At 66.9% G+C, this 24,863-nt stretch carries 18 protein-coding genes; 7 read left to right on the top strand and 11 right to left on the bottom strand.

The genetic code is table 11. The features are described 5' to 3' along the window. Positions 1-44: 44 nt before the first annotated feature. The 4 genes from AC3WRR_RS31805 to AC3WRR_RS31790 are packed head-to-tail and all read right to left on the bottom strand — an operon-like array spanning position 45 to position 4,292. Positions 45-641, bottom strand: a complete 597-nt coding sequence (locus AC3WRR_RS31805) for a UbiX family flavin prenyltransferase (RefSeq protein WP_010812281.1) — start codon at positions 639-641, stop codon at positions 45-47. Beyond that, positions 638-2,926: a xanthine dehydrogenase family protein molybdopterin-binding subunit gene (locus AC3WRR_RS31800; protein ID WP_010812280.1), complete on the bottom strand. Its 2,289-nt coding sequence runs from the start codon at positions 2,924-2,926 to the stop codon at positions 638-640. Before AC3WRR_RS31800 ends, AC3WRR_RS31805 begins: the two co-directional genes overlap by 4 nt. Then, positions 2,926-3,432, bottom strand: coding sequence for a (2Fe-2S)-binding protein (locus tag AC3WRR_RS31795; protein WP_010812279.1), 507 nt, complete (start codon positions 3,430-3,432; stop codon positions 2,926-2,928). The genes AC3WRR_RS31800 and AC3WRR_RS31795 overlap by 1 nt, the downstream gene beginning before the upstream one ends. Then, positions 3,420-4,292, bottom strand: a complete 873-nt coding sequence (locus AC3WRR_RS31790) for an FAD binding domain-containing protein (RefSeq protein WP_011616130.1) — start codon at positions 4,290-4,292, stop codon at positions 3,420-3,422. Before AC3WRR_RS31790 ends, AC3WRR_RS31795 begins: the two co-directional genes overlap by 13 nt. A 192-nt stretch (positions 4,293-4,484) precedes the next feature. Here AC3WRR_RS31790 and AC3WRR_RS31785 point away from each other — a divergent pair, with 192 nt between their 5' ends. Further along, positions 4,485-5,408 (top strand): LysR family transcriptional regulator, encoded by a 924-nt coding sequence (locus AC3WRR_RS31785; protein WP_010812277.1) that lies wholly within the window; start codon positions 4,485-4,487, stop codon positions 5,406-5,408. A gap of 5 nt (positions 5,409-5,413) precedes the next feature. On the opposite strand, the gene AC3WRR_RS31780 is transcribed toward AC3WRR_RS31785, so the two are convergent. From AC3WRR_RS31780 to AC3WRR_RS31765, 4 genes are all read right to left on the bottom strand, one after another. Next, positions 5,414-6,805, bottom strand: a complete 1,392-nt coding sequence (locus tag AC3WRR_RS31780; RefSeq protein WP_011616128.1) for a nucleobase:cation symporter-2 family protein — start codon at positions 6,803-6,805, stop codon at positions 5,414-5,416. A gap of 230 nt (positions 6,806-7,035) precedes the next feature. Further along, the gene (locus AC3WRR_RS31775) at positions 7,036-8,478 is read right to left on the bottom strand and encodes a UbiD family decarboxylase (protein ID WP_010812275.1); all 1,443 of its coding nucleotides are present in this window, start codon (positions 8,476-8,478) and stop codon (positions 7,036-7,038) included. A gap of 109 nt (positions 8,479-8,587) precedes the next feature. Continuing rightward, entirely contained in the window at positions 8,588-9,502 is a 915-nt protein-coding gene (locus AC3WRR_RS31770; RefSeq protein ID WP_010812274.1) for an amidohydrolase family protein, read from the bottom strand. Between the two features lie 45 nt (positions 9,503-9,547). Beyond that, a complete protein-coding gene (locus tag AC3WRR_RS31765) occupies positions 9,548-10,450 on the bottom strand; it encodes an amidohydrolase family protein (RefSeq protein ID WP_010812273.1) in 903 nt (300 codons plus the stop codon). A 416-nt stretch (positions 10,451-10,866) separates the two neighbouring features. Between AC3WRR_RS31765 and AC3WRR_RS31760 the strand changes: the two genes are divergently transcribed. Then, complete coding sequence (locus tag AC3WRR_RS31760) at positions 10,867-11,766, top strand: endo alpha-1,4 polygalactosaminidase (RefSeq protein ID WP_010812272.1); 900 nt, start codon at positions 10,867-10,869, stop codon at positions 11,764-11,766. On the opposite strand, the gene AC3WRR_RS31755 is transcribed toward AC3WRR_RS31760, so the two are convergent. Both AC3WRR_RS31755 and AC3WRR_RS31750 read right to left on the bottom strand, forming a co-directional pair. Next, positions 11,748-12,272: a M48 family metallopeptidase gene (locus AC3WRR_RS31755; protein WP_037023855.1), complete on the bottom strand. Its 525-nt coding sequence runs from the start codon at positions 12,270-12,272 to the stop codon at positions 11,748-11,750. The two genes, AC3WRR_RS31760 and AC3WRR_RS31755, sit on opposite strands and share 19 nt — an antisense overlap. 49 nt (positions 12,273-12,321) lie before the next feature. Then, positions 12,322-12,546: a hypothetical protein gene (locus AC3WRR_RS31750; RefSeq protein WP_010812270.1), complete on the bottom strand. Its 225-nt coding sequence runs from the start codon at positions 12,544-12,546 to the stop codon at positions 12,322-12,324. Positions 12,547-12,684: 138 nt separating this feature from the next. Between AC3WRR_RS31750 and ettA the strand changes: the two genes are divergently transcribed. Continuing rightward, positions 12,685-14,352: an energy-dependent translational throttle protein EttA gene (gene ettA, locus AC3WRR_RS31745; RefSeq protein ID WP_010812269.1), complete on the top strand. Its 1,668-nt coding sequence runs from the start codon at positions 12,685-12,687 to the stop codon at positions 14,350-14,352. A gap of 363 nt (positions 14,353-14,715) precedes the next feature. On the opposite strand, the gene AC3WRR_RS31740 is transcribed toward ettA, so the two are convergent. After that, positions 14,716-15,864, bottom strand: a complete 1,149-nt coding sequence (locus AC3WRR_RS31740) for a metallophosphoesterase (protein ID WP_010812268.1) — start codon at positions 15,862-15,864, stop codon at positions 14,716-14,718. Positions 15,865-16,235: 371 nt separating this feature from the next. On the opposite strand from AC3WRR_RS31740, the gene AC3WRR_RS31735 reads away from it, so the two are divergent. The 4 genes from AC3WRR_RS31735 to AC3WRR_RS31720 all read left to right on the top strand — a co-directional run bounded on the left by AC3WRR_RS31735 (position 16,236) and on the right by AC3WRR_RS31720 (position 24,675). Continuing rightward, entirely contained in the window at positions 16,236-18,632 is a 2,397-nt protein-coding gene (locus AC3WRR_RS31735; RefSeq protein WP_010812267.1) for a periplasmic protein, read from the top strand. Positions 18,633-18,839: 207 nt separating this feature from the next. Continuing rightward, a complete protein-coding gene (locus tag AC3WRR_RS31730; protein ID WP_010812266.1) occupies positions 18,840-20,075 on the top strand; it encodes an efflux RND transporter periplasmic adaptor subunit in 1,236 nt (411 codons plus the stop codon). Further along, the gene (locus AC3WRR_RS31725) at positions 20,072-23,230 is read left to right on the top strand and encodes an efflux RND transporter permease subunit (RefSeq protein ID WP_010812265.1); all 3,159 of its coding nucleotides are present in this window, start codon (positions 20,072-20,074) and stop codon (positions 23,228-23,230) included. Before AC3WRR_RS31730 ends, AC3WRR_RS31725 begins: the two co-directional genes overlap by 4 nt. Then, positions 23,227-24,675 carry an efflux transporter outer membrane subunit gene (locus tag AC3WRR_RS31720; RefSeq protein ID WP_439668310.1) on the top strand — a complete coding sequence of 483 codons (1,449 nt, stop codon included), beginning with the start codon at positions 23,227-23,229 and terminating at the stop codon, positions 24,673-24,675. Before AC3WRR_RS31725 ends, AC3WRR_RS31720 begins: the two co-directional genes overlap by 4 nt. Positions 24,676-24,863 lie beyond the last annotated feature (188 nt).

Genomic DNA, 24,863 nt, shown 5'->3' with positions numbered 1-24,863 from the left:
ACTGCGTTCCCCGCTATCGCGGGGCGAAAGTTCTCTAGTTCTCTTCAGGCGGTAGCCACGTTGGGGCGCAAGCCTTGCCAGCGTTCCACCAGCCCGTCGTGCGGCACGTCGAACAGGTCCAGCACGCGCCCCACGGTGTGGTTGACGATGTCGTCCACTGACTGCGGATGTGTGTAGAAGGCCGGCACCGGCGGCACCACGATGGCGCCCATCTCGGTCACCGTGGTCATGTTGCGCAGGTGCACCAGGTGGAAGGGCGTCTCGCGCGCCAGCAGCACCAGCCGGCGGCGCTCCTTGAGCATCACGTCGGCGGCGCGGGTGACGAGGTTGTCGGCAAGCCCGGTGGCGATGGCGGCCAGCGTGCGCATGGAGCACGGCGCCACTACCATGCCGTCGCAGCGGAACGAGCCGCTGGCGATGGTGGCGCCGATGTCGCGCACGTTGTGCACCACGTCGGCCATGGCTTCGAGCTGCGGGCGCTGCAATCCCAGTTCATGGTGCGCGGTCAGCAGGCCGGACGGCGAGCAGACCAGGTGGGTCTCCCAGCCGTCCAGTGCCGACAGTGCCTGCAGCACGCGCACGCCGTACACCGCGCCGCTGGCGCCGGTAATGGCCACCACCAGGCGTTGCTTGCGGGTCATGGGGTGGCGCCTTCCTTCGCTGCCTTCTCAGCCAGTGCCTGCAGCACTTGCTCCGGCTTGATCGGGTAGTGCCGGAAGCGCACGCCGATGGCATCGAACACCGCATTGGCAATCGCCGGCCCGATCGCGACGATCGGGTCCTCGCCCACCCCCTTGGCGCCGAACGGGCCGCCGGGGTCGGGGGCCGCTTCCAGGATCACCGTGTGGATGGGTGGCATGTCCATCGCCAGCGGCATCTTGTAGTCGACGAAGTTGGCGTTGAGCGAGCGCCCGGTGCGCATATCGATCTGGTAGTCCTCATACAGCGTATGGCCGATGCCTTGCTGGATGCCGCCTTCGATCTGCCCTGCGGCAGCCACCGGGTGGATCACCTTGCCGACGTCATGCACAGGCAACACCTGCTGCACGGTGATGAAGCCGGTTTCGGTATCGACCGCCACCTCGACAAAATGCGCGGCGAATGAATACGACTTGGTCGGGTGATAGGTGGCGGTGCCCACCAGCTGCGCGGCGGGGATGCCCTTGCGCGGCATCACGGCCTCGCGCACGGTCAGGGTCGGGCCGTCGCGGTCGCGCACGGCGATCACGCCGGCGGTCAGTGTCAGGGCCTCGGGCTCGCATTCCATCAGCTTGGCCGCGCGATCGAACAGCTGGCGCTTGATCTCGCCCGCCGCCATCTGCGCGGCCTTGCCGACCATATAGGTGGTGTGGCTGGCAAAGGCGCCGATGTCCCAGGGCACCACGTCGGTATCGCCGTGCACGACCGCCACCGCTTCGAACGGCAGGGTCAGTTCTTCTGCAACGATCTGGGCGAGGGCGGTATGCGCACCGGTACCCAGCCCGGCCGCGCCGGTCAGCAGCACCACGGTGCCATCCTCATTCATCTTGATGATGGCGTTGCCCTGCTCCTTGATGCCGGGATAGGCGCTGCTGCCGTGCATTTCGCAGCCCAGGCCCCAGCCGGTGCGGATCGGGCCGTTGGTGTCGCGCGGGCGCCGGCGCAGCGCGGGCCAGTCGACCAGTTCCATGCCTTTCTCGATGCAGGCCTCCAGGCCGTGCCCGATCAGCGGATGGTTGGACGGCGCAATGTCGCCTTCGCGCACGGCGTTCTTCAGCTTCAGCCCGGCGGGGTCCAGGCCCAGGTGCTCGGCGGCCTCGTCCATCTGCACGTCGAGCGCGTAATAGGTCTGGACCACGCCATAGCCGCGGAAGGCGCCGGCGATGGGGCTGTTGGTGTAGACGCAGCGGCCTTCGAGCAACACGTTGTCGCAGCGGTACAGCGAGACCATGGCGGCGGTGCCGACATTGGTCACACCCGGGCCATGCGAGCCATAGGCGCCGGAGTTGAACACCACTTTGGCCTGGCGCGCGGTGATGGTGCCGTCGTTGCGGAAGCCTTGCTTGAGCCAGATCTTCGCCGGATGGCGCGTGCGCCCGCCGAGGAAGGTTTCCTCGCGCGTGTATTCCATGCGCACCGGGCGGCGCGTCTCGCGCGCCAGCAGCGCGCACAGGAACTCCTGCTGGAATAGGTCCTGCTTGGCGCCGAAGCCGCCGCCCATGTGGTCGACCAGCACGCGCACCTTGTGCAGCGGCAGGCCCAGCACCTCGGCCATGATGCCGCGCACCATGAAGGCGGTCTGGGTGGAGATCCACACCGTCAGGTTGCCGTTGCCGTCCCAGCTGGTGGTGCAGACGTTGGGCTCCATGTAGGCGGGGGTGGGGCGGCCGCCTTCGTAGATGCCTTCGAGGATGAAGTCCGCCTCGGCAAAGCCCGCTTCGACGTCGCCGCGCTTGATGATCACCGGCGGCAGCACCAGGTTGCCGCCGGGTTCGCGGTCGTGGATGCGCGGGGCGTCAGAGCGCTCGGCGTCCTCGGTGGTGAAGACGGCGGGCAGCGTTTCGTACTCGACTTCGATCAGCTCGACCGCGCGCTCGGCGATCTCTTCGCTGATGGCGGCCACCGCGGCGACGCCTTCGCCCCAGTAGCGCACCTTGTCGTCCAGGATGTACTGGTCGCAGGTCACCGAGGCGGAGCGCGGGTGGGGCGAGCCGGCGTGCAGCACGCGCGGCACGTTCTCATGGGTCAGCACGGCTTTGACGCCTGGCAATGCCAGCGCACGCGAGGTGTCGATGCGGTGGATTTTCGCGTGCGCGAGGTTGCAGCGCTTCATCTTGCCGAACAGCAGGCCGGGGAAGGGCATGTCGGCAACGTATCTGGCGTTGCCGGTGACCTTGTCGAGCAGGTCGGTGCGCTTGACGCTGTGTCCGATCACGGCGTGGGTCATCATGCCTCCTCGCTGGCGCGGGCCTTGCAGCCCGCGAATTCCATGGCCTCGGCGGTCCTCTCGATGGCCTCGATGATCTTGGTGTAGCCGGTGCAGCGGCAGATATTGCCGGCAATGGCAAAGCGGATTTCGTCGCGCGTGGGACGCGGGTTCTCGTCCAGCAGCGCCTTGGCCATCACCACGAAGCCCGGCGTGCAGAAGCCGCACTGCGCGGCGCCGCACTGCATGAACTGCTCCTGGATCGGGTGCACGGTGTCGGGCGCGGGCTGCACGCCTTCGATGGTGGTGATGTGGCAGCCGTGCGCTTCGGGCGCCAGCACCAGGCAGGAATTCATCGGCTGGCCGTCGATGATGACGGTGCATGAACCGCATTCGCCCACGTCGCAGCCCTTCTTGGTGCCGGTCAGGCAGGCGTCGTTGCGCAGGGCGTCGAGCAGCGTGCCGTGCGGTTCCACCGCCAGTTCGCGCGGTTCGCCGTTGATGACGAGTTCGATTATCTTTCGCATGTTGCGGCCTCCAGGGCTTGTTCCAGGGCGCGGCGGGTCAGCACGCTGACCATCTGCCGCCGGTAGGCTTCGCTGGCGCGCACGTCGCTGATGGGGCGCGCTTCGCCCATGGCGGCGTGCGCGGCCTGCAGGACCAGGGCGTCCGTCACGCGCTGGCCGCGCAGCACCTGCTCGGCACGCACGGCGCGTACCGGGGTCGGGCCGACCGCTGCCAGCACGATGCCGACCTCGGCGCAGTGGCCGTTCTCGACTGTCAGTGATACCGCCACGCCGACGGTGGCCAGTTCCATCTGCACGCGGCGGCCATGCTTGAGGTAGACCTTGCCGGTGTGGGGGCGCGGCGCCGGCACGGTGATGCGGGTGACGATCTCGTCCGGCGCGATGGCGGTCTTGCCGACGCCGGTGACGAAGTCCTCGACGCGCAGCTCGCGCGAGCCTGACAGGCCATACAGGTGTACCGAAGCACCGTCCGCCACCAGCGGCGCGATCGAATCGGCCGACGGTGACGCGCGGCAGACGTTGCCCACCACGGTGGCGCGATGGCGCACCTGGATCGAGGCGAAGTCCGTCACGGCTTTCGCCAGGCTGGCGTAATGGCGCTGCACGAAGCCCGAGGTCTCCACCGCGCGCGTGGTCACCAGCGCGCCGATGCGCAGGCCGTTGACGGGGTCGAACGTCAGCACGTCCATGCCCGGGATCTTCTTGATATTGATCACCTGCTCGGGCTTGCGCACGGACTCCTTGATCTGGACCAGCAGGTCCGTGCCGCCGGCCAGCACGCTGGCCTTGCCGCCGCACCGGTGCAGCATGGCCGAGGCTTCCGCCAGCGTTGCCGGTTCGAAATATTCAAACGCTCTCATTGCTCCTCCTGGTCTGTGCCATCGGCGTCTGCCTGTCGTGTGGGGCGCGCACCGTTGAAGTCATCATGGGCGGATGGGCTTCATCGGTAAAGACCCGGAAACGGATTAATTGATCGTGTTACCCTCTGAATCAGACGCGCCGGCCAATCTGGCAAGACAAGTGCGCACCCCGACATCCCGGAGGTAGACAACGTGCCAAACATCAGCAACATGAACGTGTCGCTGCGCCAGCTGCGCGCGTTCATCGCCGTGGCGCAGGAGCGCCACTTCACCCGCGCGGCCGAGAAGCTGGACCTGTCGCAGTCGTCGGTCAGCGCGCTGATCCACGAGCTGGAAGGCAACCTCGGCCTGAAGCTGTTCGACCGCCACACGCGCCAGCTGCACATCACGCAGGCGGGCGCGGAGCTGCTGCCGCTGGTGAAGAAGGCGGTGGCCGATATCGACAGCGTGATCGAGAACTCCAGCGAGCTGCGCACGCTGGGGCGCGGGCGCGTGTCGATCTCGGCGTCGTCGATCCAGGCCGCGCTGATGCTGCCGCGCGTGATCCGCGAGTTCTGCGTGAGCCATCCCGGCGTGAAGGTGGAACTGCACGACGTGTCCGAGCATGAGGTGACCAAGATGGTCAGCTCGGGCGAGGTGGATTTCGGCATCGGCACCATTCCCGAGGGCCAGCCCGACCTGAGCGCCCACCGGCTGATGTCCGATCCCTTCGTGATCGTGATGCCGGCGCATCATCCGCTGCGGCGGCGCAAGACGCTGCGCTGGGAAGACGTGGCGGGCCTGCCCGTGATCGGGCCGCACAAGGGCAACCCGATCCGCGACTGCCTGGATACCGCGCTGGCCGCGCGCGGCATTTCGCTGCAGCGGGTGCACGAGGTGTTCCTGCCGCTGACCATGGTGGGCATGGTGGATGCCGGGCTGGGCATCGCGGTGATGAGCGCGGCGGTCACGCGGCTGACTTCCGCGCTGGGGCTGGCCACGGTGATGCCGACCGATCCGGTGATCCACCGCGAGATCTCGCTGCTGGTGCACGCGGACCGGTCGCTGTCACCGCCGGCCCAGGCTTTCCGCGACCTGCTCATGCGCTATCGCGCCAAGCTGGCCGACGCAGCCTGACTACGTCATGCCGGCTCCTTCGCCAGCCCGTGGGCCTGGGGGGCCGGCGAGCGGGCGTTGAACAGCAGGTTCAGCAGCACCGCGGTCAGCGTGCCGAGCAGGATGCCGTTCTGGCAGAACTTGGCCAGCAGCTCCGGCATCTGCGCGAAGAACTTGTCCGACACCAGCGGGATCATGCCCAGCGCTACGCTGACGGCGACGATATAGGCGTTCTTCTTGTTCTCGACAAAGTCCACATGGCCGAGGATGCGCACGCCGGTGGCGGCCACCATGCCGAACATCACCAGCGCGGCGCCGCCCAGCACGTATTGCGGGATCGAGGCGGCAAAGAAGGCCAGCTTGGGCAGGCAGCCCAGCACGATGAGGATGCCGCCGGCGGTGGCGCAGACCCAGCGGCTGCGCACGCCGGTGACCTGCACCAGCCCCACGTTCTGCGCGTACGAGGTGTAGGTGAAGGTGTTGAACACCGCTCCCACCAGCGCGCCCACGCCGTCGGCACGCAGGCCGCGCGCGAGGTCGTCGCAGCCCACCGGGCGGCCCACGATCTCGCCTAGCGCCAGGAACTGGCCCACGCCCTCGATCATGATCACGATCATCACCACGCACAGCGTGACCGCGGTCATGGCATCGAAGGTGGGCCAGCCGAAGTGGAAGGGCGTGATGAACTCCACCCAGTGCGCGTTGTGCAGGCCGTCGAAGTTGACCTTGCCCAGCGACAGCGCGATCACGAAGCCCACCGCGATGCCGATCAGCACCGCCACGTTGCACAGGAAACCCCTGGCAAAGGCCACCAGCGCCAGCACCGTGCACAGCACAGCGGTGGCGATGGCGATGTTCACCGGCAGGCCGAAGTTGGGATTGGGCACGGGGCCGGCCGCCGTGTTGATGGTCGGGTTGCCGCCCGCCGCCCAGTTGATGCCGACGCGCATCAGCGAGACGCCGATCACCAGCACCACCGTGCCGGTCACTACCGGCGGGAACCAGCGCACCATCTTGCCGACATAGGGCGCGGCAATGTAGGTGAAGATGCCCGCCACCATCACCGCGCCGAACACGGCCGGCAGGCCCAGCGACGGATTGGAGCCGGTGGCGATGATCGGTGCGATGGCGGTGAAGGTGACGCCCATCATCACCGGCAGGCGGATGCCGACCTTCCAGATGCCGATGCTCTGGATCATCGTCACCAGGCCGCAGCAGAACAGGTCCGCGGCGATCAGGAAGGCCACCTGGTCCTTGGGCAGCTTGAGGGCGCCGCCGATGATCATCGGCACGGCAATGGCGCCGGCATACATCACCAGCACGTGCTGCAGGCCAAGGGCCAGCAGGCGGGTCGGGGGCAGGACCTCGTCGACGGGATGCACGGGGGCATTCCCTTGCGTAGGCAGGGTGGAATTCATACTGTCTCCTTTGGTCGGTACCACGCCGGTCGCGCATTGCGCTCACGTGTCGCCAAGGTCGCCGGCAGTTTCCTTTCCGGGATGGTCAGTGGCCATCCTTCTCGTGCGATGCCCGCGCCTGTCCTGTCTTGTCAGTCCAGCATGACAGCGGCGGCGGGAAGGTACAACGTTCGCGGCGGATTTATCGATCGGGTGAAACGATGAGTCCGCCAGTTTCAGCGGGTTATCCCTTACGGCACGTGGGAGCCCGCGCGTTCCAGCCGCTTCAGCAGTGCTGCCGCGCGCTCCATCGCGGCAGGGTCGATGCGAGCGCGGATACCGTCGAAGGCAGGTCCGCGCGTGGCGTCCAGTCCCATGCGTGATGTGGTGCCCACACCCGAGGCCGAGGGGTCGAGTGCGCTGCCAGGCAGGCCGTCGACCACCACCACGTCCAGGTGCGGTTGCAGGTGCGTGGCCATCGCCCACAGCACTTCTTCATCGCGGGTGATGTCGACGTCCTCGTCCACCGCGACCACCGTCTTCAGGTACGGATCCCAGCCGAGCAGGCCCAGCATCACCTGGCGCGCCTCGCCTGGGCGGCTCTGGCGCAGCGCCACGTAGGCGTGGAAGTGCGTACCGGAGCTGGGGTAGTGCACGGCGGTGACGCCGGGGAAGCGCTCCCTGAGCTTGTCGACCATCTCCGATTCGCGCGGGATGCGGCCCAGGTTCAGGTGTTCGGCCGAGTTGCCGCCGACCACGTCGACCAGCCATGCATCGGTGCGGCGCATCACGCTTTCCACGCGCAGCAGGTTGTTGGTCGAGCGGTCCGACGAATAGCCGGTGAATTCACCGAAGGGGCCTTCGTCGACGCGCGCGTCGGGATCAATCACGCCTTCAAGCACGATCTCCGCATGCGCCGGCACCAGGATGCCGTGGCGCGGCGTGCGTACCGCTTCCAGCGGCGCGCCGAACAGGCCGCCGGCAACGTGGCGCTCGTCCACGCCGTAGGGCAGCCGCGCAGCGCCGGCCAGCATGAACAGCGGATGCGCGCCGATCACCATGGCCACCGGCAGCGGCCGGCCCAGTTCGGTGGCGCGCTGCTGCATGCGCCACAGGTGCCCGCGCGAATGCAGGCTGGTGGCGATCTCGGTCGGCGAGTGCAGCATCGAGCGGTGGTAGCTGGCGTTGCCGATGCCGGTGTCGGGGTCTTCCGCGATCAGGATCGCGTTGGTGATGTATGGGCCGCGGTCGGTGGCGAAGTGCTTGATCGCCGGGATCGTGCGCAGGTCGATGTGTTCAGTCTCGACATGGCCGGTGACGGCGCCGCTGTCCAGCACGCGCGGCGCCACCATGCGGCGGCTGCGGGTCTGGTATTCGCCATGGATGCCGGCGGGCGCCACGCCGCCCAGCATGCGCCCCACGCGCTCGCGCGAGGCGAAGAGGTTGGTCGCCAGCGACGTGCCCAGCCCTTCGACATGGTCGAACAGCAAGGCCGGATGGCGGCCCTGCGCGGCCAGCGCCCACACCAGTGCGGTCGGGTCCTGGTCCGCGCCGACCGGCTCGCGGATATGCAGCACGTCTTCGGGAAAGGCCTCGCGGTAGGCGGCCAGGAACTGGTGGAAGTCCTGCGAGGTGTCGTGAAAGGGCTTGCGCGCCGATGCCGCTGAGGCGAAGGGCGCTGAGGGTGAGTTCATGGATCGGCTCCTGTGGTCAGGGTTGGCCAGGGCGAAGGCTGCCCCGGCGGCCGGGAGTGCTCCCGGCCGCCGTGCCGTGCCTGCCTGCCGAACAGCTAGCGACTACATGTCAGCGCGTGCTGGCGTACGTATCCTTCAGCCGCGCCAATGCCTCTTGCTGCGTCCTGGGCGGCGCCGTGGTCTCGATGCCGACCAGCCGGGCGATGTTGTTGCCCATGTAGTCCTCCAGCCCGTCCTCGTCCAGGTCCATGCCCTGCGGCGCGGGACCGCACAGCATCTCCAGCTCGCGCAGCCACATGCCGGGCTCGTTGGGCGGGGTGTCGGTGCCGAACACGATCTTGTCGCGCGGCAGCTGGCGCGCGAACTCGACGATGCGCGACTGGAAGCACCAGCCCGATTCGCAATACACGTTGGGCGTGTCCATTGCCATCCAGAAGGCCTCGAACGAGTAGTTGCCGCCGGTCTGGATGCCGAAGTGGCCGATGATGAAATTGACCATCGGGAATTCGCGGATGATCGGGTAGAACATCGTCGGGATGGTGTACGGGCCGTCGCCGGTGTGGATCAGCACCACCACGTTGTACTTGGCGCAGACCTTCATCGCCGGGCGCAGCCAGTCCAGCGCGCGGTCGGGGCGGTAGCCGTGCATGTTGGCATGCAGCTTGAGCATCTTGAAGCCGTATTCCTTGACGTGGAATTCCAGCTCCTGCGCGCCTTCTTCCGGGCCCCAGCGCGGGTTGAAGGTGAAGTTGCCGATAAAGCGGTCGGGGTACTTCTGGCAGAGCTCCGCGATGTAGGCCATGTAGTCGCGGATGCCTTCGCGCCCGCGGCGGTTGCCGTCGCGGTAGCCGGTGTTGCCCGGCGGCGGCTGGATAAAGCCCATGTCGATGCGGCGCGGCTTGCCGTTGATCATGTAGGGGCCGTCCATCATCTTGAGCATGCGCTCGCCGTTGAAGGGCTCGCCGGTGTGGCGCCAGGCCTCGTCGACGAGATTGGTCGGGTGCAGATGGGTATCGATAATCATGTTGTGTGCTCCGGAGTCCGTTGTCGGTGGCGCGGGCCTGTGCGCTTACGCGGCCAGGCGTGCTTTCGCTTCTTCGAGCGTGCGCGGGACCGGCGTCGGTTCCAGGCCGATCATCCGGGCGACGTTGTTGCCGAGGTAGTCTTCCAGCGTGTCTTCATCCAGGTTCAGGCCCTGCGGCGGCTCGAAGCACAGCACTTCCAGCAGGCGCAGCCACATGCCGGGCTCGTTGGGCGGGGTGTCGGAGCCGAACAGGATCTTGTGCTTGGGCAGCACTTTGGCGAACTCGACGATGCGCGACTGCAGGCACCAGCCCGATTCGCAGTACACGTTGGGCATGTCCATGGCCATCTGGAACGGCTCAAAGCAATACACGCCGCCGGTCTGCACGCCGAAGTGGGCCATGATGAAGTTCACCGTCGGGAACTCCTTCATCATCGGCACCCATTCGGTCGGGATGCTGTAGGGGCCGTCGCCGGTATGCAGCTTGACCAGCACGCCCAGCTCGGCGCACTTCTGCAGTGCCGGGCGCAGCCAGTCGAGGGCGCGGTCCGGGCGGTAGGCATGCATGTTGGCCTGGAACTGGACCATCTTGAAGCCCAGCTTCCTGACGTAGTGCTCCATGGCGTTGACGCCGTTCTCGACGCCGCAGCGCGGGTTGTAGACGAAGCAGCCGATAAAGCGTTCCGGATACTTCTTCACCATCTCCGCGGTGTAGGCCATGTACGCGTCGATGGACTCGCTGCCTGACTTCACGCCGTCGGTGTAGGTGTAGATGGTGTTGCCCTGCGGGGGCTGGATAAAGGCTTTGTCGATGCGGCGCGGCTTGCCGTTGATGGTGAACGGGCCGTCCATTATCTGGATCAGGCGCTCGCCGGTGAACGGGTCGCCGTCGTGGCGCCAGGCCAGGTCCACCAGGTTGGTCGGATAACAGCTGGTGTCGATGATCATGGGAGATCCCCTAACAATGACTAGGTTGGACACGCATGCGGCGGGCGTGCGCGAACAACGCCGCGGGGCCGGCCTTGCATGCTGCTATCGGGAGTCTTTGTCAGGGGAGCTGTTGGACCACTGCGCCACCGACGAAACCCTCCGTCAGTGAGCAATCTCCAGTTGAACCTCGCGGCATTGCACCGCTGCTGTCCAATCGACCGCTTCTACCCACGCGCTCTTTATACCTAGCGCGCAAGCGTTGCGTCAAGCGCATCGTGTGTTGCGCCGCACGAACAGCGGGCGCACGTGCATTCCAACCATGGTACGAATCCGCTACATTGCATAAACCGTGGTGGCAGGCCCGCCGGCGCGGGGCAGGGAGAACTCGGGCCGATTGCTTTGAACGGGGTTTATCACGGGGAAGGGTGAAAAACATGCACGGCAACTATGCGGTGATGGCGGGGGCCATGCTGTCTGTTGCGCTGTCGATGGCGCTGGGCGGCTGCGGCGGGGATGGGGGCCAGACGGAGATGGTGTCGCCGACTGCGACGACCACGGCGGCCACGACAACAAAATACGGGGTCACGGAAACCACCACCAGCGCGACCACGCGCTGGGCACCGGCGCTGACCGATACCTGGCAGATCCAGCTGACCGGCAAGCTCAACACCAGCTATGCGGTGACTGCCTATGACTTCGACCTGTTCGATACGCCGCAGGCCACTATCGCTGCGCTCAAGGCCCAGGGCCGGCGCGTGATCTGCTATTTCTCCGCGGGCAGCTCCGAGGACTGGCGCCCCGACTACAACCAGTTTGCCGCCGCGGACATGGGCGCGCCGCTGTCGGGCTGGGCGGGCGAGCGCTGGCTCGATACGCGCTCGGCCAACGTGCGCCGCATCATGCAGGCGCGCATGGACCTGGCGGTCAGCAAGGGCTGCGACGCGGTCGATCCGGACAACGTCGATGGCTATACCAACAGCACCGGCCTGCCGCTGACGGCCGAGACCCAGCTCGACTACAACCGCTTCCTGGCGGCCGAGGCGCATGCGCGCGGGCTGGCGGTGGGGCTGAAGAACGATGTGGAGCAGGTGGCGGACCTGGCGGCGAGCTTCGATTTCGCCATCAACGAGCAGTGCTTCCAGTACCGGGAGTGCGGCGCCTATACGGCGTTCACGGGGCAGGGCAAGCCGGTGTTCCAGATCGAGTACGCCACCAAGTACAAGGACGCGGCCACGCGCGCCGGGCTGTGCGCCAAGGCGCAGGCCGCCAACCTGCGCACGCTGGTGTTGCCCAAGACCCTGAACGGCTCGTTCCGCTACGCCTGCGACGCCTGAGTGCCTGCGCCGGCGGGGGCGGCGCGTTCCAGCTCCCGCCAGGCCAGGTAGAGCCGGGTATCGAATTCCAGCTGGTGGTAGCGCGGCTCCATGTGTTCACAGAGCCGGTAGAAGGCCTTGTCGTGATCGCTCTCCTTCAGGTGGGCGAGCTCGTGCACGACGATCATGCGCAGGAATTCCGGCGGCGCTTCCTTGAACAGCGACGCCACGCGGATTTCCTTCTTGGCCTTGAGCTTGCCGCCCTGCACGCGCGAGATCGCGGTGTGCAGGCCCAGCGCACGCTGGGCCGAATCGAGGCGCGCATCGAAGCCGACCTTGTGCAGCGGCGGCGCGCTGCGCAGATATTCCTGCTTGATGTCCGTGGTGTACTCGTACAGCGCGCGATCGGTCTGCACGGTATGGCGCCCGGGGTAACGGCGGGCGATATGGTCCCCGAGCCGGCCGGCGGCGATCAGCTCGCGCACCTGCTCCAGCACGCCGGGCGGGTAGCCGCCCAGGAAGCGCATCGGGTCCTTGGCGGCGGGGCGCCAGGTTTCACTCACGGCAGTGGCCTGCTCAGTGGTGGTGGTGATGGTGGTGCATCCAGCTGTTGTCCAGCGAGTTGACGAAGGACTCGACCGCGTCCTTGTCGCCGGTGGCGTGGCGCATCATCTCGCCGCACTTGCAGAAGCCCTGGTACGGGGTGATGTGCGAGCAGGCCGACGTCTTCTGCAGGTACAGCGTGACGGGTTTGGTGCACTTCTTGCACTTGAACTTCAGGGTCAGGGCGGGTTTGCTCATGGCGATGGCTCGGGAAATCGGCGAAAAATCGAACCTGTCATTGTACCGGCCAGGGCGGAATCGAGCAGCGCTGCCTCAGCGCGCCGCGCCTGCCTGATACACTCCCGCCATTCCCGAACAACCCTCCAACACGCACCCATGGCACAGTACGTTTTCACCATGAACCGCGTGGGCAAGATCGTCCCGCCCAAGCGTCACATCCTGAAGGACATCTCGCTGTCGTTCTTCCCCGGCGCCAAGATCGGCGTGCTGGGCCTGAACGGCTCGGGCAAGTCCACGGTGCTCAAGATCATGGCCGGCCTCGACAAGGAAATCGAGGGCGAAGCCACGCCGATGCCGAACCTGAACATCGGCTACCTGCCGCAGGAACCGCAACTCAATCCCGAGCAGACCGTGCGCGAATCGGTGGAAGAGGCGCTGGGCGGCGTGTTCGAGGCGCGCAAGAAGCTCGACGAGATCTACGCGGCCTATGCCGAGCCGGACGCCGACTTCGACGCGCTGGCCGCCGACCAGGCCAAGTACGAAGCCATCCTGGCCGCCAGCGACGGCAATAACGTCGAGCTGCAGCTGGAAATCGCCGCCGACGCGCTGCGCCTGCCGCCGTGGGACGCCAGGATCGAGCATCTCTCCGGCGGTGAAAAGCGCCGCGTGGCGCTGTGCCGCCTGCTGCTGTCGCGCCCCGACATGCTGCTGCTGGACGAGCCGACCAACCACCTGGATGCGGAATCGGTGGAATGGCTGGAACAATTCCTGACGCGCTTCCCGGGCACCGTGGTGGCGGTGACCCACGACCGCTACTTCCTCGACAACGCCGCCGAGTGGATCCTGGAACTGGACCGCGGCCAGGGCATCCCCTGGAAGGGCAACTACAGCTCGTGGCTGGACCAGAAGGAAGCGCGCCTGAAGCAGGAAGAGGCCAGCGAATCGGCCCGCCAGAAGGCGCTGCACAAGGAGCTGGAGTGGGTGCGCCAGAACCCGAAGGGCCGCCAGGCCAAGTCCAAGGCGCGTCTGGCCCGCTTTGACGAACTGAACAGCCAGGACTACCAGAAGCGCAACGAAACCCAGGAAATCTTCATCCCGGTGGGTGAGCGCCTGGGCAACGAGGTGATCGAGTTCGACGGCGTGAGCAAGGGCTACGGCGACCGTCTGCTGATCGACAACCTCAGCTTCAAGGTGCCGCCGGGCGCCATCGTCGGCATCATCGGCCCGAACGGTGCCGGCAAGTCGACCTTCTTCCGCATGCTGACCGGCAAGGAACAGCCCGACAGCGGCGAGATCAAGATCGGGCCGACCGTGAAGATGGCCTTTGTCGACCAGAGCCGCGACGCGCTTGATGGCACCAAGACCGTGTTCGAAGAGATCTCGGGCGGCTCCGACATCCTGACGGTGGGCAGGTACGAAACGCCGTCGCGCGCCTATATCGGCCGCTTCAACTTCAAGGGCGGCGACCAGCAGAAGCAGGTCGGCACGCTGTCGGGCGGCGAACGGGGCCGCTTGCACATGGCCAAGACGCTGATTGCGGGCGGCAACGTGCTGCTGCTGGACGAACCGTCCAACGACCTTGACGTGGAAACGCTGCGGGCGCTGGAAGATGCGCTGCTGGAATTCGCGGGCTGCGTGATGGTGATCTCGCACGATCGCTGGTTCCTGGACCGGATTGCTACGCACATCCTGGCGTTCGAGGGGGACTCGCATGTGGAGTTCTTCCCCGGCAACTACCAGGAATATGAGGCGGACAAGAAGCGGCGGCTGGGTGAGGAAGGGGCCAAGCCCAAGCGGATTCGGTATAAGCCGATTGTGCGGTGAGCGTTGTGGAGGGGAGTTAATTCGCCGTTCGCGTTTTCGCGCGAATGGCGAATGACGCAGTGTTGTCGCAAGTCCTGCAGGACGGGAGGAGTGATGATGAAATCTAGCAGGTCTCCAGTTTCCCTATACCTGACGAAATCCGAAATCGCCGAGCTAAGGCGGAACAAGAAACGCATCTCAGACTTGGCTCGAAAGGCATTCAGCTCGATGAACCTGAAGGGCAAATAAAGCCCCTTGGGCCCGAGCGGCGCCAAGCGGTGAGCAGACAGCGCTCGTGCCATAAGCAAAAGCCCCGACTCAAATGAGCGGGGCTTTCTGCTGAGTAATCCCTGCGACCATTCTTCGGCCTTCTACGGCATTCTCCTAGCCCGCTTTCACCAGCCTAACCCGCGTAATCTCCGACGGCGCCCCAAACCGCTTCGGCGGCCCCCAATACCCGGTGCCACGGCTGATATAGATCCACAGTGAACCATGCCGCACCAGTCCGGCGGTGTATGGCTGCTGCATCGGCACGAACAGGTTCCACGGCCAGAACTGGCCGCCGTGGGTATGGCCGGACAACTGCAGGTCGAAACCGGCTTCCGCCGCGGCGGCAGCGGTGCGTGGCTGGTGGGCCAGCAGCACGCGCGCGCCGGCGTGTGCCGGGGCGCCGGCGATGGCGCGGTGCGGGTCGCTGCGGTGGCTTTCGTGGAAGCGGCCGGCGGAGTAGTCGGTGACGCCGCCAAGTACCAGCGCGTCGCCGTCGTGCTGCAGCACCACATGTTCGTTCATCAGCACGCGCACGCCCAGGCGGCGCAGCTCAATGATCCACGGCTCCGCGCCGGAGTAGTACTCATGGTTGCCGGTGACGAAGTAGGTGCCGTGGCGCGCCTGCAGCCGGGCCAGCGGCGCGGTGTGGGCGGATAGTTCGCGCACGGTGCCGTCGACCAGGTCGCCGGTGATGGCGACGGCGTCGGCCTGCAGGCTGTTGACGCGGTCGACGATGCGGTCGAGGTAGGGCCGCTTGATGGTGGGCCCGACATGGATGTCGCTGATCTGGGCGATGGTGAAACCATGCAGGGCGTCGGGCAGGCCGGCCACGGGCACGTCGACTTCAACCACGCGCGCCAGCCGGCGGGCATTGATATAGCCGGCCAGCGTGACCAGCAGCGCCAGCAGCGGCACCGCCACCGCACTGCCCGCGGACAGGCCGGGCGCGTGCCAGCCGAGCAGTTGCCCGGCCAGCCAGGCCGCCGCCAGCGCCACATCGCGTACCAGCGTCAGCACCAGCAGGGATGAGAAGAATCCCATTGCCAGCATGCCGATCCAGGAAACCAGGTCCGACCAGGGCTGGCTGACGCGCCGCGCCAGCAGCCCGGCCGGCAGCAGGGCGCAGGAGAGGGCCAGCCAGGCGACGGCCAATGCCTTGACCGCCATCGGCACCGGCATCGCCGGCAGCAGGCGCAGCCCGATATAGCCGTGCAGCAGGGCTGTCACGAGGGCGGCGGTCAGGATGGTGGTGCGTGGAGGCATGGGGGCGGGCCTGGGCGGAGTCTTCAAAGATGAGGCCGTGCGGGGCGGCTTCAAGGGCCGTTGTGGTGGCATCAGGCCAAGCAAGATGCACACCCGCCTTGCCTGCGCGTGTCGCAACGGCGCATTGCGGCTTGACATGGCCGCCTGCCGCCCCGACTACTTCTTTGTATGAAGGCCGCTGTCGATGGCCGCCGCGCATGCCCCATGCCACCGGCTGATCTGTCTTTTTTGGGACGGATCCTGAATGTTTTCGAATCAGATTGTTCGGCTTGGCGGCCTAATTTAGATTCGCGGGATGGGCCGTCTGTTGTGCAGCATCGTGCCCGCGGTGCCGGCCCGCCGGTGCAGGCGGCTTCCTCCCGGAGAAACCCATGTCTTTTCGCCTGAAGCAGACCAGCGCCCTGATCGCCGCGGCGTGGCTTGCATTTGCACCGCTCAGCCCGCAGGCCGCCACGCCGGCCAAGCCAGCGGCGACTGCCCTGGGCTGGCCGCGCAACTTCGACGCCGCCAACGATCACGTGGAGCTGTACCAGCCCCAGATCGAGACCTGGGACGGCAACCGGCTGTCCGGGCGCGCGGCGGTGGCGGTGGGCGAGAAGTCGGGTTCTCCGACCTACGGCGTGGTGCATTTCTCGGCAACCGGCGATATCGACAAGTCCTCAGGGCTGGTGCAACTGACCCGAATCACGGTGGACAGCGTCGAAGTGCCGACCCGGCCCGACGCCGCCGACCGGGTGCGCCAGGCGCTGGTGTCGCGCCTGCCGGCCAACGGGCTGACGGTGCCGCTGGACCAGCTGCAGGCCAGCTACGCGGTATCGCAGCAACTGGCCAAGGCTGGCCGCGTGGCGGTGCGCAATGACGTGCCCCAGATCCTTTTTGCCACCACGCCGACGCTGCTGGTGCTGGTCGACGGCGAGCCGGCCTGGCGCGCCGTGCCGGGCACGCAGTACGAACGGGCGCTGAACAGCCGAGCGCTGCTGCTGCGCGAATCCGGCGGCGAGCTGCACCTGAAGGCGGCCGGCTACTGGTATCGCTCCGAATCGGCCGGAGGCGCCTGGGAAGTGATGACGACCGTGCCCAAGGCGCTGGAGAGCGCGGCCACCAAGGCGGCGGCCGGCATGAAGCCCGACACGATGCTGCCGGCCGACGGCAAGCGGCCGGCGAGGGCGCCGGCGATCCTCTTTGCCACGCAGCCGACCGAGCTGGTCATGACCAGCGGCGCGCCGCAGATGACGCCGGTCAGCGGCGTCAGCCTGCTGACGATGTCCAATGCCGACCACGCGGTCTTTGTCGATCCGGGTGCCAACCAGTATTACGTGCTGGTCTCGGGCCGCTGGTTCCGCGCGCCGATGCTGACCGGGCCGTGGGAGTACGTGCCCGGCGCCCAGCTGCCGGCAGACTTCGCCAGGATCCCGGCGACCGACCCCAAGGCCAATGTGCTGGTCTCGGTGCCCGGCACGCCGCAGGCACGCGAGGCCGAGATCGCGGCGACCATTCCGCAGACCGCCACGGTGTCGCGCAGCAAGGCCAGCCTGGCGGTGGCGTATGACGGCGCGCCGCGCTTCACGCCGGTCACCGGCACCTCGCTCAGCTACGCGGTCAACAGCGGCACGCCGGTGATCGAGGTCGACAGCAGCCACTACTACGCGGTCGCCAACGGCGTCTGGTTCACGGCGCCGGCACCGTCCGGCCCGTGGCGTGTGGCCACCGAAGTGCCGTCGGCGATCTACACCATCCCGCCGACTTCGCCGGTGTACTACGTGACCTATGTGCGCATCTATTCGGTCACGCCGGAGACCGTGGTGGTGGGCTACACCCCCGGCTACATGGGCGTGGTGGTCAGCGCCGACGGCACGGTGGTGTACGGCACCGGCTATGTCTATCCGCCCTATGTGGGCGCGGTCTACTACGGCTACCCGGCCACCTATGGCTACGGCGCCGGCTTTGGCATCGGCATGGCCGAGGGCTTTGCCTTCGGCTTCGCCGCCGGTGCGTTCTGGGGCGCGGCGTCGCCGTACTGGGGCCCTTATTGGTGGGGCGGCGCGTACAACTGGAACTACGTCAACGTGAACCAGGCCAATTTCTACGGCCGCTGGGGCCAGGGCACCGTGACCCACGCCCAGGGCTGGAACGCCTGGACCGGCACCGAATGGCGCGGCACCGCCGGCGCCGGCTACAACCCGGCCACCGGGGCGCGCTACCAGGGCAGCCGCGGTGCGGCGTTCAATCCCTATTCCGGCAACTATGCGGCGGGCCGCCAGGGCTCGTTCGCCAATCCGTCGACCGGGCGCGAGGGCGCCGCGCGCGGCGGCGTGGCCGGCAACACCTACACCGGCAACTATGCCGCCGGCCGCCAGGCGGCGGGCTACAACGCGCAGACCGGCCGCGTCGGCGCGGCCGAGGCGGGCATTGCCGGCAATACGCAGACCGGCCAGCACACTGCCGGCAGCCGTGGCTTTGTCGCCAATCCGGACAAGAACAATGCGGTGGTGTGGAACAACGGCAACGTGTATGCCGGCCACGACGGCTCGGTGTACCAGCACACAGACAACGGCTGGCAGAAGCACACCCCCAGCGGCTGGGAACCGGTGCAGCCCGGCAACGACGCCACTGCGCGGCTAGAGCAGCAGCGCCAGGCGCGTGAGATCGGCCAGCAGCGTTTCCAGGGCACGGCCCAGCAGTGGCAGGGGCGCGGCGGTGGGGGCGGTTTTGGCGGCCGTGCCGGGGGTTTCCGCGGCGGCGGTTTCCATGGCGGGTTCCGCCGCTGAGACAGGGCCCTGGCAGCCCGCGCGGGTGCGGGCAAAAGCAAGTCGAAAGCAGTAAAGACGCCTACAAAAGAATTGAATTGGCGCCCGCAGGGCCGAGCCTTACCCTGCCGGTAAAGAGGCGAGTGCGGCCACCGGTCCGGCGCGACGGAAGGCCGCCAGCGTGCGCGCGCGGCGATCGCGTGCATAACCATGGCGGGAGAGGGATCCGTGAACACTGCTTTCCATTGGCGCGGCGCGCTCTGGCTGGTCTGCGCGATGACGCTGGCCGCCTGCGGCAAGGACAAACCGGCGCCCAGCGCACCGCCCGCGGCCGAGGTCGGCACCATGACGGTGGCGCCGCGCGATGTGCCGATCGTCTATGACTTCGTCGGCCAGACCCAGAGCTCGCAGCAGGTGGAGATCCGCGCGCGCGTCAATGGCTTCCTGGACCGGCGCGTCTATACCGAGGGCGCGGTGGTCAAGGCCGGCGAGACCATGTTCCTGATGGATCCCAAGCCTTTCGCCGCGGCGCTGGATGCGGCCAATGCCGAAATGGCGCAGCAGGTGGCGCGGCTCAAGACCGCCAATGCCGACCTGGCGCGGGTGCGCCCGCTGGCCGAGCGCAACGCGCTGAGCCAGCGCGACCTGGACGACGCCGTGGGCAAGCAGCAGGCCGCCGCGGCCGCGGTCGAGGCGGCCCGGGCCAATGTCACCAATGCCAGGCTGAACCTGGGCTATACCACGATCAAGTCACCGGTCACCGGCGTGTCGAGCTTTGCCAAGAAGCAGGCCGGCAGCTATATCGATCCGTCGAACAGCCTGCTGACCTACGTGGCCAAGCTCGACCCGATGTGGGTCAATTTCAGCCTGTCCGAGAACGAGGTGCTGTCGTCACGCTCGGAGCAGGAGTCCGGCGCGCTCAAGTTCCCGCCCAAGGGCGCCTTTGACGTGGTGATCGTGATGGCCGATGGCAGCCAGTTCCCGCATCACGGCAAGATCACCTTTGCCGATGCCTCGTTCAGCGCCGAGACCGGCACCTACATGATCCGCGCCGAGGTTGCCAACCCTGACGGCACGCTGCGCCCCGGCCAGTTCGTGCGCGTGAAGCTGCATGGCGCCGAGCGCACCAAGGCCGTGGCGGTGCCGCAGGAAGCCGTCATCCAGGGCCCGCGCGGGCAGATGGTGTGGGTGGTCGGCGCGGACAACAAGGTCCACCAGCGCGTGGTCGACGTGGGCCAGTGGACCGGCGACAACTGGGTGATCCGCTCCGGCCTGAAGCCGGGCGAGCGCGTGGTCGTCAGCGGCGGGCTGCGGCTGGCGCCCGACGCGCCGGTCAAGGCCACCGAGGTCGCGTCCGGCCAGAAGCCCCCGGCGGGTGCGGCGCCCGCCAGCGCACCGGGTGCGCCAGGCGCGTCATCCCCCGCCCAGGCCAAGAGCACGCAGAGCGCGGGGAGCAAGCCATGAAGCTTGCCCACTTCTTCATCGACCGACCCATCTTTGCGTCGGTCCTGTCCATCATCATCGTGGTGGGCGGCCTGGTCGCGCTGACCAAACTGCCGATTGCCCAGTTCCCGGACGTCACGCCGCCGTCGATCACGGTGACGACTCGATACCCCGGAGCCAGCGCGGAGGTGGTCGCCCAAAACGTAGCGGCGCCGATCGAGCAGCAGGTCAATGGCGCGGACCGGATGATGTACATGAACTCGACGAGCTCCTCGACGGGTGACCTGACCTTGACGGTGTATTTCGAGATCGGGACCGATCCGCAACTGGCGCAGGTAGACGTGCAGAACCGGGTCAACCTGGCGCTGCCAACCCTGCCTGAAGCGGTCACGGCCCAGGGCGTTTCCGTGCAGAAGCGTTCTTCCGCGTTCATGATGGTGATTGCCATCTTTTCGCCGGACAACAGCTACGACCAGACCTTTGTCGGCAACTACGCCAACATCTATGTGCTGGATGCGCTCAAGCGCATTCCCGGCGCCAACCAGTCAGCGATCTTCGGCAATCCGGACTACGCCATGCGGCTCTGGCTGCGGCCGGACCGGATGGCGTCGCTGGGCATTACCACGGAAGACGTCAAGAACGCTGTCAGCGCGCAGAACCAGCAGTTCTCCGCCGGGCGTATCGGACAGTCGCCGACCACCGATCCCGTCCTGCAGACGTTCCCGATTGCGACCAAGGGCCAGATGACCGAGCCCGCCGAGTTCGAGAACATGATCCTGCGCGCGCAGTCGGGCGACGCCGCGCTGGTGCGGCTCAAGGACATCGGCAGGGCTGAACTCGGCGTCAAGGATTATTCGCTGCGCAGCCGCTACAAGGGCAAGACCGCCACGCTGCTGGCGGTCTACCAGCAGCCGGGCGCCAATGCGCTGGACGTGGCCAAGCAGGTGCGCGGCACGCTGGCGGAGCTGAAGAAGTCGTTCCCGCCCGGGCTGGAATATGAGGTTGCGCTCGACACCACCGAGTTCGTGAACGAATCGATCAACGAGGTGGTGCACACGCTGCGCGATGCGGTGATCCTCGTGATCCTGGTCGTCTACCTGTTCCTGCAGAGCCTGCGCGCAACCATCGTGCCGATCCTTGCCGTGCCGGTGTCGATCATTGGCGCCTTCGTCGGCATGAGCATGTTCGGCTTTTCGGTCAACATGCTGACCTTGTTCGGGATGGTGCTGGCCATCGGCATCGTGGTCGACGACGCGATCGTGGTGATCGAGAACGTCGAGCGCAACATGGTGGAGTTCAAACTGCCACCAAAGGAGGCGGCCAAGCGTGCCATGGACGAGGTGAGCGGCCCCGTGGTTGCGATCGTGCTGGTGCTGCTGGCGGTGTTCATCCCGGTGGCGTTCCTGTCCGGCATTACCGGCCAGCTCTACAAGCAGTTTGCCGTCACCATCGCGGTGTCGGTGGTGTTGTCCGGGGTGGTGGCGCTGACCCTGTCGCCGGCGCTTGCGGCAATCCTGCTCAAGCCCGGCGAGCACAAGAAGAACCGGTTTTTCCAGTGGTTCAACAATTCGTTCGATCGCCTGATCCAGGGGTACGACAAGTCGCTGCAGGTCGTGATCAGGCGGACGGTGATCTCCATCGTCATCATCCTTGTCATGATCGGGGTGAGCGTGCTGATGTTCGTGCGGATACCGTCGTCGTTCCTGCCGGTGGAGGACCAGGGCTATCTGTTCGGTGCCGTGGTGATGCCGGATGCGGCCAGCCTGGACCGCACCGGCAACCTCTCCTCCCGTGCCGAGGCCTGGTATGCCAAGCAGCCCGGCGTCAGCTCGGTGGCGTCCGTGGACGGGTACAGCCTGATCGATTCGCAGAACAAGGCCAATGCTTCCACCTTGTTCATCACGCTGAAGGGCTTCCATGACCGCAAGGAAGGCGAGAGCGCGGCGGATCTGATCGCCAAGGCGAAGAAGGAGTTTGCGAGCTACCAAGACGGTGTGACCATTCCGATCAACCCGCCCTCGATCCCGGGCCTGGGAACGACCGGTGGTTTTGAGTTCTGGCTCCAGAGCACGGCGGACGGCACCTACCAGCAGCTGGAGGAGCGGGTGCATGCCTTTATCGCCAAGGCGCGGCAGCGGCCGGAGCTGACCGGGATCAATTCCACTATCAACACGCGCTCGCGCCAGTTGCTGGTGGAGGTGGATCGCGAACGCTCCGAAACCCAGGGCGTGCCCGTCGAGCAGGTCTATTCCGCGCTGCAGACCATGTTCGGTTCGCTCTTCGTCAGCCAGTTCCCGAAGAACAGCCGGCTGTTCCAGGTGATCCTGCAGGCCGAGGCCGACTACCGCTCGCGTCCGGAGGATCTCGACAAGGTCTACGTGCGCAACCGCACTGGCGAAATGGTGCCGATCAAGGCGGTGACGACATCCCGGTATGTCCCGGGCGCCGATATCATGACCCGCTTCAACAATTTCCCGGCCGCCAAGATCATGGGCGATGCCGCGCCGGGCTACAGCTCCGGGCAGGCGCTTGCGGCCATGGAGGACGTGGCGCGGGAGGTGCTTGGCCAGGGCTACAGCTTTGCCTGGAGCGGACAGGCGTACGAGGAGAAGACTGCCGGGTCGACGGCAGCAATGGTCTTTGCCTTTGCCTTGCTGATGGTGTTCCTGATCCTTGCTGCGCAGTACGAAAAATGGACGCTGCCGTTCGGTGTGCTGCTGGCGGTACCGTTCGCGCTGTTCGGTGCACTGGTTGCCATCTTGTTGCGTGGCATGCAGAACGACGTCTACTTCCAGATCGGGCTGACGGTGCTGATTGCGTTGGCGGCGAAGAATGCCATCCTGATCTTCGAGTTCGCGGTGGAAATCCGGCACAAGGAAGGCCTCAGTGCCTACGACGCGGCCTTGCATGCGGCCAGGCTGCGCCTGCGCCCGATCATCATGACCTCGCTCGCCTTTATCCTCGGCTGCGTGCCGCTGGCGATCGCCAGTGGCGCGTCGGCGGCCAGCCGACAGTCGCTGGGCACCGGCGTGATCGGCGGGATGCTCGGCGCCACGGTGATTGCGCTGTTCTTCATCCCGATGTTCTTCTGGGGGCTGGAGGTTATGTCCGAGCGCAAGCCTAAGCCCAAGGTCGGGGCCGCAGCCACCACGCCACCGGCCGGAGAACCGTCATGAGCGCGCGCCACCGGCTGGCCGGTGCCTGCCTGGCCGCAGCGCTGGGCGGCTGTGCCATCGGCCCCAACTATGAGCGCCCGGCCACGCCCGAGCCGGCGCAGTACCGCATCGATACCGGCGTGCTGTCGGTGGCCGCGGACAGCGCCTGGTGGGACAGCTTCGGCGACCCGGTGCTGAACACGCTGGTCGAGACGGCGCTGCGCAACAGCTACGACGTGCGCATCGCCGCGGCCCGCATCGATGAGTTCCGCGGCCAGCTGATGGTGGTGCGCTCGGGATTCTTCCCGCAGGTGAACCTGTCTGCGGCGGCAACGCGCCAGCGCGCCGGCACCTTCAACGGCACGCCGTTCGCGTCGCTCGATGGCCCGCGCAACTCGTACCAGCTGCTCGCCAATGCCAGCTGGGAGATCGACCTGTGGGGCCGCATCCGGCGCCAGGCGGAGTCCGCCGAGGCCAGCCTGTGGAACGCCGAGTACGCGCGCCGTGGCGTGGTGCTGTCACTGGCGGCATCGGTGGTGCAGGGCTACGCCACGCTGCGCGGGCTGGACGCGCAGCTGGAGATCGCGCAGCAGACGCTGAAGGCGCGCGGGGCTGGACTGGATATCTTCCGGCAGCGCTATGAGGGCGGGGTGATCTCGCAGGTTGAGCTGTCGCAGGCCGAGAACGATTTCTACGTGACCGAGGCGACGATCCCGGTGCTGCGCAGCGGCATCGCGCAGACCGAGAACGCGCTGTCGGTGCTGCTGGGCCGCGAGCCCGGGCCGATCGAGCGCGGCAAGCCGGTCAATGAACTGCAGCCGCCGCCGGTGGGTGCGGACCTGCCAGCCGCGCTGCTGTCGCGCCGGCCGGACGTGCTGCAGGCCGAGCAGTCCGCCATTGCCGCCAATGCGCAGCTGGGCGCCGCGCAAGCGTTGTACCTGCCGGCCGTCAACCTGAGCGGGCTGTTCGGCGCCATTGCCAGTTCGCCGGCCGGGTTGTGGCATAGTGCCTCGCAGGTGTGGGGCATCGGTGCCGGCCTGACCCAGCCGATCTTCCAGGGCGGCGCCATCCGCGGCCAGGTGCAGGCCGCCTCGGCACAGCGCGAGCAGGCCATGCTGGCCTACCAGGGCACCGTGCTGTCGGCCCTGGCCGACGTCAACAGTGCACTGTCCAACGGCATCGAGACCCGCAACCGCCTGGTCAGCCTGCGCCAGCAGGAGAAGAGCCTGGTGGTCTATGCCGACCAGTCGAGCGCGCGCTACGAGGGCGGCTATTCCAGCTACCTGGAGGTGACCACGGCACAGGAGAAGCTGTTCGCCGCGCAGCTGTCGGCGGTGCAGGGGCAGGTGGACGTGCTGACCGGCACCGCGGCGTTGTACAAGTCGCTCGGCGGCGGCTGGCCGTCGGTGCCGCAGGACGTCAGGGAGGCGGGGATGCAGGGGGATGCGAAGGTGTTGAGGCGGTAGGACGAAGTGCTGGCGCAATTGCCAGGCGCTAGCGCACCGCGTGCGCCGGAATTCACTGCCACCTCTCGCGGACGCTCCCCTCTCCCGCGAAGTGGGAGAGGGGAGCAAACCGCAGGCGTTGAAATGCGCTCACGCCACTGACCTCACCGCGCCGACCACTCCCCCTGCCTGACCCCCAGCGCCGTGAC

The organism is Cupriavidus sp. FW305-3-2-15-C-LB2, assembly GCF_058787575.1.
Note: the sequence above shows the minus strand (reverse complement) of the source record. Positions and strands in the feature narration are given on the sequence as shown.